Here is a 15858-nt window from a genome sequence, read left to right as displayed (position 1 = left end):
TGGGGGCGCGCGCCAGGCGGAGCGCGCCCCCACGGGCCACGTCTCACCCCCGCCGCCTTCGAAGAGAGCAGCCTCCCGCGATGCTTCAGTTCCTCATCCGCAGGTTGACCGGCGCCGCCCTGATCATGTTCTTGATCGGCGCGTTCACGTTCTTCCTGTTCTACACAATCCCTCAGGACTTCGCCGAACTCGCCTGCGGAAAGACCTGCACGCCGGAGAACATCGCGATCATCCGCGAGAACCTCGGCCTCGACAAGCCCATCACCGCCCAGTTCTGGGAGTTCATGGGTGGCATCGTGACCGGACGCGACTTCGCGGTCGGCCACTGCCCTGCGCCGTGCCTCGGGGTCTCCTTCGACTCGGGCGACTTCGTCTGGGAGTCGATCCTCGACCGTTTCCCGCTGACCCTCTCGCTCACCCTCGGCGGCCTGGTCGTCTTCCTGGTCCTGGGCCTGGGCTCGGGCATGCTGGCCGCCTGGAAGCGCGGCACCCCGGTCGACAAGTTCGTCAGTGGCGCCTCGATGGTGCTCAGCTCCTTCCAGATCTACTTCCTCGGCCCGATCGTCCTCGGCATCTTCGTCTTCAGCACCGGCTGGATGGCGTTTCCGAAGTACATCTCGCCCGCCGAGGACCCTGCCGCCTGGTTCACCGGAATGCTCATTCCGTGGGCCGTGATGGCGACCATCTTCACCGCGCAGTACACGCGTATGGCGCGCTCGACCATGATCGAGCAGCTTCAGGAGGAGCACGTCCGCACCGCGCGCGCCAAGGGCATGCGCCAGCGCTACGTCTTCTTCCGCTACGCCTGGCGAGGCTCGCTCACGCCGATCGTCACGATCCTGGGCATGGACCTCTCCGCACTGCTGACCGGCGCCGTGGTCACCGAGTTCACCTTCGACCTGGCCGGTGTCGGCCGGCTCGCGGTGACATCGTCGCTGTCCAAGGACCTGCCGATGACCATGGGCATCATGCTGTTCGGGGCGTTCTTCATCCTGATCCTGAACATCATCGTGGACATCGCCTACGCCTACATCGACCCGCGCGTGCGCCTCGCCTAGGAGAACGACCGTGACCACTCTGACCAAGACCGAGGGGACCCCGGCCCCGACCGGACCGGACGCCTTCCTCTCGGTGCGCGACCTGCGGGTGCGGTTCTCCACCGAGGACGGCATCGTCAAGGCCGTCGACGGGCTCTCCTTCGACGTCGAGCGCGGCAAGACGCTCGGCATCGTCGGCGAATCGGGTTCCGGGAAGTCCGTCACCAACCTGACGGTCCTCGGCCTGCACAGCAAGAAGACCACCGCCATCGACGGCGAGATCCACCTGGACGGCCAGGAGCTGATCGGCGCCCCCGAGAAGGAGCTGGAGAAGCTTCGCGGCAACAAGGTCGCGATGATCTTCCAGGACCCGCTGACGGCGCTCTCGCCGTACTACACGGTGGGCCGGCAGATCGCCGAGCCGTACATGAAGCACACCGGCGCCTCCAAGAAGGAGGCGAAGGCCCGGGCCATCGAGATGCTCGCCAAGGTCGGCATCCCGCAGCCCGCGACCCGCTTCAACGACTACCCGCACCAGTTCTCCGGCGGTATGCGCCAGCGGGCGATGATCGCCATGGCGCTGATCTGCGACCCGGACCTGCTGATCGCCGACGAGCCGACCACGGCCCTCGACGTGACCGTCCAGGCCCAGATCCTCGATCTGCTCAAGGACCTCCAGCAGGAGTTCGGCTCCGCGATCATCTTCATCACCCACGACCTGGGCGTCATCGCCAATATGGCCGACGACCTGCTGGTGATGTACGCGGGCCGGGCCGTCGAGCGAGGCAGCGTCGAGGAAGTCCTGCGGACGCCCCGCCACCCCTACACCTGGGGTCTGCTCAGCTCGATGCCGAGGCTCAGCAGCGACGTCAACGAGGCGCTCATGCCGATCCCCGGCTCTCCGCCCAGTCTGCTCAATCCGCCGTCCGGCTGCCCCTTCAACCCCCGGTGCGCCTTCAAGCACCAGGTGGACGGCGGTCTGTGCTCGGCCGAGCGCCCGGCGCTTCCCGCCGGACGGGCCGCGGCGTGTCATCTGTCGGACGGGCAGAGGCAGTCCATCTTCATCGATCAGATCAAGCCCCGGCTGGGCTAGGGAGACGCAGAGACATGAGCGAGAACGTCACTCTGCCGAAGCAGCAGGGTTCGACCGACGGAGGCCGAGGCGGTGAGCCGCTGCTCTCCGTCGAGGGTCTGAAGATGCACTTCCCGATCTACGGGGGGTTCCCCTTCAAGCGGAAGGTCGGCGCCGTACGGGCCGTCGACGGCATCGATCTGACGATGTACCAGGGCGAGGCCCTGGGGCTCGTCGGCGAGTCCGGCTGTGGCAAGTCCACCACCGGCCGACTGGTCACCCGGCTGCTGGAGCCGACCGAGGGCAAGATCGTCTACCAGGGCCAGGACATCGCCCACGCCGGCCGCAAGCAACTGGCGCCGATCCGGTCCGAGATCCAGATGATCTTCCAGGACCCGTATTCGTCGCTGAACCCCCGGCAGACCGTCGGCTCCATCATCAAGAGCCCGATGGAGGTCAACGGGATCAACCCGCCCGGCGGCCGGGACAACAAGGTCCGTGAGCTGCTGGAGGTCGTGGGTCTCAACCCCGAGCACTTCAACCGCTTCCCGCACGAGTTCTCCGGCGGTCAGCGGCAGCGGATCGGTGTCGCCCGGGCGCTGGCGCTCCAGCCGAAGCTGATCGTCGCGGACGAGCCGGTCTCGGCGCTGGACGTGTCGATCCAGGCGCAGGTCGTCAATCTGCTCCAGAAGGTCCAGGACGAGATGGGGATCGCCTTCCTCTTCATCGCCCACGACCTGGCCGTGGTCCGGCACTTCTCGCAGCGCGTCGCGGTGATGTACCTGGGCAAGGTGGTGGAGGTCGCGGACCGCGACTCCCTCTACAACCGGCCCCGGCACCCGTACACCCACGCCCTGCTGTCGGCCGTGCCGGAGCCCGACATGGACAGCAACGACAAGGAGCGCATCCGCCTCTCCGGCGATGTGCCCTCGCCGATCATGCCGCCGTCCGGCTGCCGCTTCCGGACCCGCTGCTGGAAGGCGCAGGACAAGTGCGCGACCGAGGAGCCGCCGCTGGTGCGGCTCTCCGGGAACGACGAGGGTCATCTGACCGCCTGCCACTTCCCCGAGGACCCGTCGACCGAGGCGCGGGCCGAGGACATCGTGCTCGACCCGGCGCTGGCCGCGCTGGAGAGCGACGAGGAGACGTCCGGCGGAAAGCCGGAGAAGAAGTAGGTACGCCGGTACGACGACGGCCCCGGGACGCGCAGCGCGTCCCGGGGCCGTCGTCGTACCGGACCCCGCCCGGCCCCGGCCCGGCGCGGCGAAAACGCGTTGCGGCGGCCGGGCCCGGCGGCCCAGAGTGAGGGTATGACCGCCTTTGCCGTGCGCCCCGCGCTGCCCGAGGACGCGGAAGCCATCTGTGCTCTGCTGAACGCCGTCGATGTGATCGAGATCGGCCGGCCCGAGACCGATCTCGTCTCCGTGCGGGCCGATCTCGACCACCCCGAGGCCGATCTGCCGAACAATTCCTGGGTCGGCTTCCACGGCGACGAACTGGTGGTCTACGGACTGCTCTGGGACGACTCGGGCGCCGACCGTATCGATATGGACCAGTACGTCCTCCCGGCGCATCAGGAAGCCGCCGCCGTGGTGCTGGGGCTGATGGAGGAGCGGGCCCGGGCCAAGGCCGCCGCGAACGGCGCCGACCGGGCCGTGGTCCACCTCCATCTGAATATCGAGCCGACGCTCGACACGGCCCTGCTGACCGGTCGCGGCTGGCGGGTCGTACGCCGGTACCACGTCCTGACCCGCCCGCTGGACGCCGCGGCCGACCGGGTGCCCGCGCCGCCGCCCGGGGTGACCCTGCGGACCGTACGGGACGAGGCCGACCGGCGGCAGGCCCATGCCCTGCTCCAGGAGTCCTTCGCCGACCACTTCGACTTCCAGCCCAAGTCGTACGAGAAATGGCTCGCCGACCTCGGTGAGCTGATCGACTGGGATCTGGTGTGGATCGCGAGCGTCGAGGGCGAGGGCGATGTCGCCGCGATGGTCACCGGCAATCACCGGGCGGCCCACGGCTGGATCAACGCGCTGGGCGTGCTGGAGCGGGGCCGCCGCCGGGGCCTGGGCGGCTTTCTGCTGAGCCATGCCTTCGGCGTCTACGCCGGTCTGGGCCGCGATGTGATCGGTCTCGGGGTGGACACCGCCAACGCGACCGGCGCGCCCCGGCTCTACGAGGCCCATGACATGACCCGGCACTACGCGGTCGACACCTGGGAGGCGGTCCTCCCGGTCGTACCGGCCCCGGTGGCGGGCGCTCCGGCGGGTGTGGGCGTCCCGACCCCGTAGGCGGCCGGTGCCGTGGCCACGGGCCGCGGCGGGGGCGCGACGGGCGGCGGGCGGGGGTGCCGTCCGGAGCGGCCCGGACCCGGTGGTGGCGCGGGAAGTCCCCCATTGAGGTGAGTAAACAGGTGCATTACCCCATTTGCGGGGATATTCGGTCCTGAGTGGGAGTCGGCCGGCTCAGGACCGAGGAGGCACCGGATGCGGGGAGCCACGCACGCCCTCAAGGCCGTGGGCGGAGCCCTCGCCGCCGTCCTGGCGGCGACCGCCCTGACCGCGTGCGGCGGGGGAGTCTCCAGCGGCGGCAGCGGCCCGGACGGCATCGTCAGCTCCTCCTGGGGCGACCCCCAGAACCCGCTGGAGCCCGCCAACACCAACGAGGTCCAGGGCGGCAAGGTCCTCGACATGCTCTTCCGGGGGCTCAAGCGGTACGACCCCAGGACCGGCGAGGCACTGAACATGCTCGCCGAGCGGATCGACACCACCGACTCCGTGAACTTCGCCGTCACGGTCAAGGACGGCTGGACCTTCAGCAACGGCGAGAAGGTCACCGCCCGCTCCTTCGTCGACGCCTGGAACTACGGCGCCTACCTCAAGAACAGCCAGAAGAACGCGTACTTCTTCGGCTATATCGAGGGGTACGACAAAACCCACCCCGAGAGCGGCGAACCCACCGCCACCACCCTCTCCGGGCTCAAGATCACCGGCGAGCTGACCTTCACCGTGAAGCTCAGCCAGAAGTTCTCCACCTGGCCCGACACCCTCGGCTACGCCGCCTTCGCGCCCCTGCCCAGGACCTTCTTCGACGACCACGCGGACTGGCTCGCCAAACCCGTCGGCAACGGCCCGTACGCCGTCCACGCCTATGTCCGCGGCTCCCAGATGTCCCTCCGCCGCTGGGACGGCTACCCCGGCCCCGACCGGGCCCTCAACGGCGGCGTCGACCTGCGGGTCTACACCGACAACAACACCGCCTACACCGATCTCGTCGCCGGAAACCTCGACCTCGTGGACGACGTCCCCGCCTCCCAGCTCAGAAATGTGAGGAAGGACCTCGGCGACCGCTACATCAACACCCCGGCGGGCATCATCCAGACCCTCGGCTTCCCGTTCTACGACCGCCGCTGGAACACCCCGGACGGCAACAAGCTCCGTACCGGGCTCTCCAAGGCCATCAACCGGGACTCCATCACCGCCCGGATCTTCCGTAACACCAGAACCCCCGCCAAGGACTGGACGTCCCCCGTCCTCGGGGTCGAAGGCGGCTTCGACGAGACCCTCTGCGGCGACGCCTGCGTCTACGACCCCGCCCGTGCCCGCCGGCTCGTCGAGGAGGGCGGCGGCATCCCCGGCGGCACCATGAAGATCTCGTACAACTCCGACACCGGCTCCCACAAGGAGTGGGTCGACGCCGTCTGCAACAGCATCAACAACGCCCTGCGGAACGACCGCGCCTGTGTCGGCAACCCCATCGGCACCTTCGCCGACTTCCGCAACCAGGTCACCCAGTCCAAGATGAGCGGCCCCTTCCGGGCCGGCTGGCAGATGGACTACCCCCTGATCCAGAACTTCCTCCAGCCCCTCTACTACACCGGCGCCTCCTCCAACGACGGCAAGTGGAGCAACGAGACCTTCGACTCGCTGGTGGACCGCGCCAACGCCGAATCCGACACCGCGACCGCCGTCCGCACCTTCCAGCAGGCGGAGGAGGTGGTACGGGACGAGATGGCGGCCATCCCCCTCTGGTACCAGAACGGCAGCGCCGGATACGCGCCCCGCATCTCGAACGTCGCCCTCAACCCCTTCAGTGTCCCGGTCTACAACGAGATCAAGGTCGCCTGACGGCCGCCTTCGGGAGCCCCCATGGGACGTTATGTGATCCGGCGTCTGCTCCAGATGATCCCGGTCTTCTTCGGCGCCACCCTGCTGATCTTCCTCATGGTCAATGTGATGGGCGACCCCATCGCCGGACTCTGCGGACAGATCCAGTGCGACCCCGCCACCACCGCCCAGCTCCGCGCCGAGTACGGCCTCGACAAGCCCCTGTGGCAGCAGTACCTCAGCTATATGGGCGACGTCTTCCGGGGCGACTTCGGCACCGCCTTCAACGGACAGCCCGTCACCGAGCTGATGGCCGCCGCCTTCCCCGTCACCATCCGGCTCACCCTGGTCGCCATCTGCTTCGAGATCGTCATCGGCATCACCCTCGGCGTCCTCACCGGACTCCGCCGAGGCCGCCCCGTCGACACCGGCGTCCTGCTGCTCACCCTGGTCGTGATCTCCGTCCCCACCTTCGTCACCGGACTGCTGCTCCAGCTCCTCCTCGGCGTCCAGTGGGGCATCATCAAACCCGCCGTCTCACCCGCCGCCCCCCTCGACGAACTGATCGTCCCCGGTCTGGTGCTCGCCTCCGTCTCCCTGGCGTACGTCACCCGCCTCACCCGGACCTCGATCGCCGAGAACGCCCGCGCCGACTACGTCCGCACCGCCCGCGCCAAGGGCCTGCCGCGCCGCCGGGTGGTCACCCGCCATCTGCTCCGCAACTCCCTGATCCCCGTCGTCACCTTCATCGGCACCGACATCGGCGCGCTGATGGGCGGCGCCATCGTCACCGAGCGGATCTTCAACATCCACGGCGTCGGCTATCAGCTCTACCAGGGCATCGTCCGCCAGAACACCCAGACCGTCGTCGGCTTCGTGACCGTCCTGGTCCTGGTCTTCCTGCTGGCCAACCTGCTCGTCGACCTCCTGTACGCCGTACTCGACCCGAGGATCCGCTATGCCTGAGCCGCAGTACGACCCCGACGGCATCGCCGACGCGGCCATCGCGCCCACCGGCGCGGGCGGCCCCATGGACCTCGCCACCGCCGAGGGCGCCACCCTGGAGAAGCCGCCCGAAGGACCGCCCGGCGGCACCGGACCGGCCGCCAGACCCCGCAGCCTCCGCTCCGACGCCTGGCGCGATCTGCGCCGCAACCCCGTCTTCATCGTCTCCGGCCTGATCATCCTCTTCCTGGTGGTGATCGCGATCTGGCCGCAGGCCATCGCCTCCGGCAACCCGCTCGACTGCGATCTCGCCAAATCGCAGGAGGGCTCCCAGCCGGGCCACCCCTTCGGCTTCGACGGCCAGGGCTGCGACGTCTACACCCGGACCGTGTACGGCGCCCGGGCCTCCGTCACCGTCGGCGTCTGCGCCACCCTCGGGGTCGCCCTCCTCGGCTCCGCGCTCGGCGGACTCGCCGGATTCTTCGGCGGCGCGGGCGACGCCGTGCTCTCCCGGGTCACCGACATCTTCTTCGCCATCCCGGTCATCCTCGGCGGCCTGGTCCTGCTCTCCGTCGTGACCAGCAACACCGTCTGGCCCGTGATCGGCTTCATGATCCTGCTCGGCTGGCCCCAGGTCTCCCGGATCGCCCGCGGCTCCGTGATCACCACCAAACAGAACGACTACGTCCAGGCCGCCCGCGCCCTCGGTGCCTCCAACACCCGGATGCTGCTCCGCCATATCGCGCCCAACGCCGTCGCGCCCGTGATCGTCGTCGCCACCATCGCCCTGGGTACGTACATCTCCCTGGAGGCGACCCTCTCCTACCTCGGCGTCGGCCTCAAACCCCCGACCGTCTCCTGGGGCATCGACATCTCCGCCGCCTCGCCCTACATCCGCAACGCCCCGCACATGCTGCTCTGGCCCGCCGGGGCGCTGGCGATCACCGTTCTGGCGTTCATCATGCTCGGCGACGCGGTCCGCGACGCCCTCGACCCCAAGCTGCGCTGAGGAGGAACCCCGGGATGCTGCTCGAAGTCCGCGATCTCCAGGTCGAGTTCCGTACCCGCGACGGGGTCGCCAAGGCCGTCAACGGGGTCAGCTACGCCGTCGCCGAGGGCGAGACGCTCGCCGTGCTCGGCGAGTCCGGCTCCGGCAAGTCCGTCACCGCCCAGGCCGTGATGGGCATCCTCGACACCCCGCCCGGCCGGATCTCGGGCGGCCAGGTCCTCTTCCGCGGCCGTGATCTGCTGACGCTGAAGGAGGAGGAGCGGCGGGCCGTACGCGGCGCGCAGATCGCGATGATCTTCCAGGACGCGCTCTCCGCCCTCAACCCCGTACTCAGCGTCGGCGCCCAGCTCGGCGAGATGTACACCGTGCACCGGGGGATGAAGCGGAAGGAGGCCCGAGCCAAGGCCGTCGAACTGATGGAACGGGTCGGCATCCCGGCCGCCGCCCAGCGCGTCGGCGACTATCCGCACCAGTTCTCCGGCGGTATGCGCCAGCGGATCATGATCGCGATGGCGCTCTCCCTCGAACCCGCCCTGATCATCGCCGACGAACCCACCACCGCCCTCGACGTCACCGTCCAGGCCCAGGTCATGGAGTTGCTGGCGGAACTGCGGGACGAACTGGACATGGGGCTGATCCTGATCACCCACGACCTGGGGGTGGTCGCGGACGTCGCCGACCGGATCGCCGTGATGTACGCGGGCCGGATCGTCGAGACCGCCCCGGTCCACGACCTCTACCGGGCCCCCGCCCACCCCTACACCCGCGGCCTCCTCGACTCCGTACCGCGCCTCGACCAGAAGGGGCGGGAGCTGTACGCGATCAAGGGGCTGCCGCCGAATCTGCAGCGGATCCCCGACGGTTGCGCCTTCCACCCCCGGTGTCCGCTCGCCCGGCCGGTCTGCCGGACGGACGTGCCACCGCTGTACGAGGCGGGGGAGGGGCGGCACAGCGCGTGCCACTTCTGGCAGGAGGCGCTGGCGGGCGCGGGGGCCCCGCCGCGCGCGGGCGGCCCCGGACCGGACGGACCCGCTCCGGGCGGGGCTCCGGGACCGGGCGGGGGTACGGAACCCGGCGGTACGGAGCCGGAACCGGGATCCCCCGCCGGTCCCGGCGCCTCCTCGGGGCGGGACACCCCGGCCGGTCCCGGCGCCTCCGCCGGGACGGACGACGAGGAGGCGACGGGCCGTGACTGAGACGACCGCCGTACCACCGGCCACCGCGACCACCGCCGAACCGCTGCTGGAGGTCCGCGGCCTCCACAAGCACTACCCCCTGACCCGGGGCATCGTCTTCCGTAAGCAGGTGGGCGCCGTCCGGGCCGTCGACGGCGTCGATCTCGACCTCCACGGCGGCGAGACCCTCGGCATCGTCGGCGAATCCGGCTGCGGCAAGTCGACCCTCGCCCGGATGCTGGTCCAGCTGGAGCGCCCCACCGCCGGGGTGATCCGCTACCGGGGGGAGGACATCACCCGGCTCTCCGGCCGGGCGCTCAAGGCCGTCCGGCGGAATATCCAGATGGTCTTCCAGGACCCGTACACCTCCTTGAACCCCCGGATGACCGTCGGCGACATCGTCGGGGAACCCTTCGACATCCACCCCGAGGCCGCGCCCAAGGGCGACCGCCGGGCCCGGGTCCGCGAACTGCTCGACGTGGTCGGGCTCGACCCCGACTTCGTCAACCGCTACCCCCATCAGTTCAGCGGCGGCCAGCGGCAGCGGATCGGCATCGCCCGCGGTCTGGCGCTCCGGCCGGAGATCATCGTCGCGGACGAGCCGGTCTCGGCGCTGGACGTCTCCATCCAGGCGCAGGTGGTCAATCTGCTGGGGCGGCTCCAGCGGGAGTTCGGCCTCAGCTATGTCTTCATCGCCCATGACCTGTCGATCGTCCGGCATATCTCCGACCGGGTGGGCGTGATGTATCTGGGGCGGGTGGTGGAGCTGGGGCGCCATGAGGAGATCTACGACCACCCCACGCATCCGTACACCCAGGCGCTGCTCTCCGCCGTACCCGTACCCGACCCGGGGGCGCGCGAGCGCCGCGAGCGGATCATCCTCGGCGGCGACCCGCCGTCCCCGGCGCACATCCCGTCCGGCTGCCGGTTCCGTACCCGCTGCTGGAAGGCGCGGGAGCGGTGCGAGCTGGAGGTGCCGGAGCTGGCGGTCCCGGCGGAGTTCCGGCTGGTGGAGGAGGGGCCGGTACGCCATCCGTCGGCCTGTCACTTCGCGGCGGAGCGGCGGGTGGTACCGCGGTCGCCGTCGGACCCGGACCCGGACCCCGGCCCGGACTCCGATGGCCCCGGCTCCGGCTCCGCGGCGGCGGACCCGCCGGGACCGGTCGGCCCCGGGCCCGGTGATACGCCGGAAGAGTGACGCTCTTTTACACAGGGGCAATGTGGTTGTCGCGGGACCGATATACGGGCCCGGCAGGCTGCGGTGCGTACGGCCGTGCGGGTGCCGTATGCGGCCGGGGCCTCCTGGAGTGGTCCCGGCCGTTCAATGTCCCCGGGGGCCGGATTCCGCCGGGTGGATTGTGTGGTCTCGCGGGTCGCGCGGCCCGCGGGCCGTCTGCCACCGTTCGTACGGCTCCGTCCCCGATGTCGTCCGCGCCGGGGAACCCCCGGCGCCGCCCCGGCGACTCCCGCCCACCGTCCCCCGCTCCCCTCCGGCGAAAAGTTCCGGCCAGATCGGAACCCCGCCCGGAAGGCGGGTCCGGGCCCTCCCGGCGGCGCGGGCCCTCGAACGGGTAGTTCCCCGGACGGTCCGGTGACCGGCTCCGCCGTGAACAAACGTCCGCACCGGGCGAAGGCGGCCGACTCGGCGGCGCCGTCCAGCGCGGCGCCGGCGATGCCCGCCGCCCCTCCCCGGGGGCCGGTTCCACCGGGCGCGGTTGCTCCTGCGAACTTCCGTACGGAACACGGGGATCGGCCACCGGGCGTTCCCGGAACGCGCTCTCCGGCTCTACCGTGGTGGGGTGGTCGCCGAGGTCGGGCGCCCGGAGCGCGCCCTCGCGGTCGGTTCCGGACACCGATCGTTCGGAGACCGCGCGAGAATTGTCCGCAAGCCGTCGTCAACTAGCTTCGTAAGCCCGGGGAAAGCCCCTGGGCAAGGGCGAACCGGCCAGGAGAGGAGCCCTGTTGTCCCGTGTTCGTGCCACCGCGCCCGAGCCGTGTGCGCCCCCGTGTGCTGCCGTGCACCGACTGATGCGTTAGTACGGATAGTTATGATCCGTAGCGCGAGATGGGTAGGAACCATCTGCGCGTGCAACCTGCCCGTCCCGACCGAATATCTGTGGAGGTGAACCGCCGTGGCACTCTCAGTTTCGGCGGTGGTGCTGCTGGCGATCGTCGTCTTCCTGCTGGTCCGGAAATCCGGACTCAAGGGCGGGCACGCGGTTGTCTGCGTTCTGTTCGGTTTCTTCCTCGCCAGCTCGTCCTTCGAGCCGACGATCACCGATCTGACCACGAGCGTGGGCGACATGATCGGCGACCTGAAGTTCTGATCGGCTCCCGCCGCTGTGCGGGGGCCTTCCTGTTTCCGAGCCCTTTCCGACCGCTTCCGACTTCTTCTCACCGTTCCGACCGCTTCCGACCGCTTCCGGCCGTGGGTTCGTCCCGCTCCCCGACCGGCCCGGGCCGGAATCCGGCCGCCGCCCGCGGCCGGTTCCCGCCGTGCCCGGCCGGCCGTCCGGCCCACACGACACGACGCCCAGAACACCCCCGGCGGACCGCGGACCGATTTTCCGCGGCCGGGGGACATCAACGTTCCGCCACGTGGCTCCGCCATGCCTCGTAGGCTGTGTCCATGAAGGATCTTCCCACCCGTCGGCTGCTCCTGGTGCACGCGCATCCGGACGACGAGTCGATCACCAACGGCGCCACGATGGCGCGGTACGCGGCCGGTGGCGCCCGGGTCACCCTGGTGACGTGCACCCTCGGCGAGGAGGGCGAGGTCATCCCGCCCGACCTCGCGCATCTCGTGGCCGACCGCGACGACACCCTGGGCGAACACCGGATCGGCGAGCTGGCCGCGGCGATGAAGGAGCTGGGCGTCACCGACCACCGCTTCCTCGGCGGCCCGGGGCGCTACCGGGACTCCGGAATGATGGGCCTGGACCAGAACCGCCGTGAGGGCGCCTTCTGGAACACCCCCGTCGACGACGCCGCGCCCGATCTCGTCGAGGTCATCCGGTCGGTCCGCCCGCAGGTCATGGTCACCTACGACCCGCAGGGCGGCTACGGGCACCCCGACCACATCCAGGCCCACCGGGTCGCCATGCGCGCCGCCGAACTCGCCGGTGAACGGGCCTTCCGGCGCGACCTCGGGGAGCCCTGGACCATCGACAAGATCTACTGGACCCGGGTGCCGCGCTCCGTCGCCGAGGAGGGCTTCGCCCGGCTCCGGTCCGCCGGGGCGGACTTCCCCGGCACCGCCGCCGTGGACGACATCCCCGGTGTGGTCGACGACGCCGAGATCACCGCGGCGATCGACGGCACGGCGTACGCGGACCGCAAGGCGGCCGCGATGCGGGCGCACGCCACCCAGATCGCGGTCGACGGGCCGTTCTTCGCCCTCTCCAACGATCTGGGGCAGCCGATCTTCGCCACGGAGTACTACCAGCTCGCGGTCGGCGAGCCGGGCGTACCGCGCGGCCGGCGCGAGGACGACCTCTTCGCCGGGATCCCCGGCGCGCAGGGCCCGTCGGCCGCCGCCGGTTCGGCGGAGGTGTCCGCGTGAGCACCGCCCCCGGCGCGGGGATGGCCCGGGACTGGACGGCGCAGCGGCCGAAGCCGGGCCGGATCGCCGGATATCTCCTGCTGCTGGTCGCCGGGGCCGTCGTGGGCGCCGCCGGATCCCTGGTCCAGGCCGCCTGGGTGCCCGCCGGGCTGCTGCTCGCCCTGCTGGGCTCCGCCGGGCTCTTCTACGGCGCCCGGCGCGCTCTCGGCACCCAGCTCGCGGTCGGCGCCGCCGGGGTCGGCTGGCTGGTGGCGATCGTACTGCTGAGCCTCGGACGGCCCGAGGGCGACGCGATGTTCGGCGCCGGGATCGGACCGCTGGTGTTCATCCTCGGCGGGATGGCGGTGGCTGTGATGTGTGCCACCCTCGGCCGGATGCCGCAACCGGGCGACGGCGCCGGGCGACTTGACCGTTGACGGGCCGAACGGCCGGGCCGGGCGGGAGCGTCCGACCGGCCCGGGCGGAAACCGGGCCGATCGGGCCCTGACCACGGGTTCCCCAGAGGGCGGTGGCGCCGGTACGGTGCCCGGAACCGTCCGCGGACGGTGGACGGCCACCCGGCCCCGGCGGAGTCCGGTCAACCGGATCGTCCCGGTCACCCCGGTCCCGCCCCGGGCGGGGGCCGTGACTCCGTTCACCGGTAGGCGGTTTGCTCCCGCACGGGGAGCGACCGGGCCGAAGCCGTACACCGCAAGGGTTTCGCGGCGGTCACCGGCCGGTACGGCAGGCCACCGGGACGGACGGGTCCGAACCGGTGTGCTTTCCACAGTCGCGAGGTGAGTGTCATCGACGGCCAGTATGGTGGTGCGCGCCGCCGAGCCGCCCGAGCACAAGGACATACGTAAGAAACGGGCGGCGGAGCCAACCGGGAGATCCTGCTTTGAGTCGTGAAACTGACAGTTCGTCCTCCGGGCCCCAGGGGCGCGGCGGAGCCGCGTACCCCTCGGGCACCCCGCCGTACGGCACCCGCCGGTACGCCGACGGGGCGACGGCCGGTGCCGACGGCGAGCCGAAGCCGGACGGGGCCAAGTCCGAGCCCAAGACCGAGACGACCATCACCACCCGGATCCGGATCAACATCCCCGGATCCCGGCCGATCCCGCCCGTGGTGATGCGCAAACCGGCGAACGAGGGCGACGGCGCTGCGCCGGACGCCCCGGCCGCCGCCGCGGGCCCGCCCGGCGGCGGTCCGGCCGTTCCCGAGGCGGAAGCCGAGCGTACGGCCGCCATGCCGGTCGCCTCGTTCGACGGGCCCGCCCCGGCCGACGCGGCGGACGCGCCCGCCGGGAAGCCGTCGAGCGACTGGTTCGCGCCCCGTAAGTCCTCGACCAACGGGGCGGGTCTGGCCGTCACCGGCGCCGCTGCGGCCCAGGGCTCCCCCCCGGGGAGTTCCGGCGCGCCGAACGGCCCCGGTCAGCAGAGCGGCCCCGGCCCGCAGAACGGCTTCGCCGCACCGGGCGGTCCCGACGGCCGCGGCCCGGTGACGCCGCCCCCGCCGCGCAGCTCCCTCAGCGACCTCACCGGCGCCCCCGGGGCATCCGGCGGCGGCCCCGACGGCCCGACCACCGGACCCGCGTCCGGCGCGCTCTCCGTCCCCCCCGCGGCGCGTACGGCTCCGGAGGCCCTTCCGGCCCGCCGAACCCAGGAGAACCGGGCGCCCCGGCCCGCCGCAGGCGCCGTCGCGGCTCCGCCCCGGATGTCCGACGACACCGCCGTCCTCACCCCGCAGCGCCCCGCGCCCGAGCCGGCCGACGGCCCGGGGAGCGCGGCGGCCCCCGGCGGACATGTCTCCGGTGACACCCTCACCAGCGGTGTCCCGGCCGTACGGCCCGACACGGAGTCCCCGTTCCCGGCGGGCCCCGGTGCCCCCGGCGCCCCGGGGGCGGCCGGTACGCCTCCGGGCCCCGGCGCCAAGGCTCCGGCCCCCGGGCCCCGCCCCGCGCCCGCGCCCCCCGCGAAGAAGAAGGGCCGCTCCAAGCTGGTCCTCCTCGGAGTCGGGCTCGTCACCGTGGCCGGTATCGCCTACGGCGCCGGACTGCTGCTCAACCACTCCGACGTGCCCAAGAGCACCACGGTCCTCGGGGTCGACATCGGCGGCGGCACCTACGACCAGGCCGTCGGCAAGCTCGAAGGCACCCTGGGGAAGCGTTCCGTCCTCCCGCTCCAGCTCTCCGTCGGCGGGAAGAAGATCCCCCTCGTGCCGGACAAGGCGGGCCTCTCGCTCGACGCGCAGACCACCGTGCGCAACGCGGCGGGCAGCGACTACAACCCGATGTCGGTGATCGGCTCCCTCTTCGGCGGCGAGCGGGTGGCCCAGCCGGAGATCGTGATCGACGAGGAGAAGCTCCGCTCCGCCCTCGGCGATCTGGCGGGCGACTCGGGCTCCGCGGTGGAGAGCCGGATCATGTTCGAGCCCGGCGAGGTCGTGGTCGTCCCCGGCAAGGCGGGCCAGGGCCTCGACGCCGACCGCTCCCTGAACCTGATCAAGGACGCCTACCGGGCGCAGATCGAGTCCGGCCGGACCAATGTCGTCGAGCTGCCCGTCGCCGAGCGCCAGCCCTCCGTCACGGCGGCGGAACTGGCCCGGGCGAAGCGGGAGTTCGCCGATGTCGCGATGTCCGGCCTGATCACCATCAAGGCGGGCGGCCGGGAGATCGACTTCGGCCCCAACCGCTCCCTGCCGCGCATCCTGTCCATGAAGCCGGTGGACGGCAGGCTGGTGGAGGTCTACGACAAGGAGGCCATCACCGAGCTGGTCGGCTCCACCTTCCAGGGTGTGCTGATCACCAAGGGCGACGGCAAGCAGCACCAGCTCACCGCCGACGACATCGCCTACGCCATGGGCCCGGCGCTGCGCGGGAAGACCCCGGAGGAGCGTACGGCGGTCATCGACCTGGACCCGAGCTGAGCGTTGGTACCACCGCTGACCCGGGCCCCCGGAAATCATCCGGG

General features: G+C 71.2%; 13 protein-coding genes. All 13 read left to right on the top strand.

Going from position 1 to position 15858, the window contains the following annotated elements:
* The first annotated feature begins 80 nt into the window (after nt 1–80).
* Entirely contained in the window at nt 81–1058 is a 978-nt protein-coding gene (locus tag AB0G74_RS01735) for an ABC transporter permease (protein ID WP_361139209.1), read from the top strand.
* Between the two features lie 10 nt (nt 1059–1068).
* Nucleotides 1069–2130 carry an ABC transporter ATP-binding protein gene (locus AB0G74_RS01730; protein WP_361139206.1) on the top strand — a complete coding sequence of 354 codons (1062 nt, stop codon included), beginning with the start codon at nt 1069–1071 and terminating at the stop codon, nt 2128–2130.
* Between the two features lie 14 nt (nt 2131–2144).
* Nucleotides 2145–3284, top strand: a complete 1140-nt coding sequence (locus tag AB0G74_RS01725) for an oligopeptide/dipeptide ABC transporter ATP-binding protein (protein WP_361139203.1) — start codon at nt 2145–2147, stop codon at nt 3282–3284.
* 135 nt (nt 3285–3419) lie between these two features.
* Nucleotides 3420–4400, top strand: coding sequence for a GNAT family N-acetyltransferase (locus AB0G74_RS01720; RefSeq protein WP_361139199.1), 981 nt, complete (start codon nt 3420–3422; stop codon nt 4398–4400).
* Nucleotides 4401–4595: 195 nt separating this feature from the next.
* Complete coding sequence (locus AB0G74_RS01715) at nt 4596–6236, top strand: ABC transporter substrate-binding protein (RefSeq protein WP_361139196.1); 1641 nt, start codon at nt 4596–4598, stop codon at nt 6234–6236.
* Between the two features lie 21 nt (nt 6237–6257).
* Nucleotides 6258–7181 (top strand): ABC transporter permease, encoded by a 924-nt coding sequence (locus AB0G74_RS01710; protein WP_361139193.1) that lies wholly within the window; start codon nt 6258–6260, stop codon nt 7179–7181.
* Nucleotides 7174–8169 carry an ABC transporter permease gene (locus AB0G74_RS01705; protein WP_361139190.1) on the top strand — a complete coding sequence of 332 codons (996 nt, stop codon included), beginning with the start codon at nt 7174–7176 and terminating at the stop codon, nt 8167–8169. Before AB0G74_RS01710 ends, AB0G74_RS01705 begins: the two co-directional genes overlap by 8 nt.
* A 14-nt stretch (nt 8170–8183) precedes the next feature.
* On the top strand, nt 8184–9365 hold the full coding sequence (locus AB0G74_RS01700; protein WP_361139187.1) for an ABC transporter ATP-binding protein: 1182 nt from the start codon (nt 8184–8186) through the stop codon (nt 9363–9365).
* Complete coding sequence (locus AB0G74_RS01695) at nt 9358–10542, top strand: dipeptide ABC transporter ATP-binding protein (protein ID WP_361139184.1); 1185 nt, start codon at nt 9358–9360, stop codon at nt 10540–10542. Before AB0G74_RS01700 ends, AB0G74_RS01695 begins: the two co-directional genes overlap by 8 nt.
* Before the next feature lie 934 nt (nt 10543–11476).
* On the top strand, nt 11477–11671 hold the full coding sequence (locus AB0G74_RS01690) for a hypothetical protein (RefSeq protein WP_006346816.1): 195 nt from the start codon (nt 11477–11479) through the stop codon (nt 11669–11671).
* A gap of 302 nt (nt 11672–11973) precedes the next feature.
* Complete coding sequence (gene mshB / locus AB0G74_RS01685; protein WP_361139180.1) at nt 11974–12906, top strand: N-acetyl-1-D-myo-inositol-2-amino-2-deoxy-alpha-D-glucopyranoside deacetylase; 933 nt, start codon at nt 11974–11976, stop codon at nt 12904–12906.
* Nucleotides 12907–12926: 20 nt separating this feature from the next.
* Nucleotides 12927–13322 carry a DUF6113 family protein gene (locus AB0G74_RS01680; RefSeq protein ID WP_361139510.1) on the top strand — a complete coding sequence of 132 codons (396 nt, stop codon included), beginning with the start codon at nt 12927–12929 and terminating at the stop codon, nt 13320–13322.
* Between the two features lie 464 nt (nt 13323–13786).
* A complete protein-coding gene (locus AB0G74_RS01675; protein ID WP_361139177.1) occupies nt 13787–15814 on the top strand; it encodes a hypothetical protein in 2028 nt (675 codons plus the stop codon).
* Nucleotides 15815–15858: the final 44 nt, after the last annotated feature.

It is taken from the genome of Streptomyces sp. NPDC020875, from assembly GCF_040641415.1.
Taxonomy (GTDB): domain Bacteria; phylum Actinomycetota; class Actinomycetes; order Streptomycetales; family Streptomycetaceae; genus Streptomyces.
The sequence above is the reverse complement of the archived record's forward strand: the minus strand, read 5'-3'. Positions and strand labels throughout refer to the sequence as shown.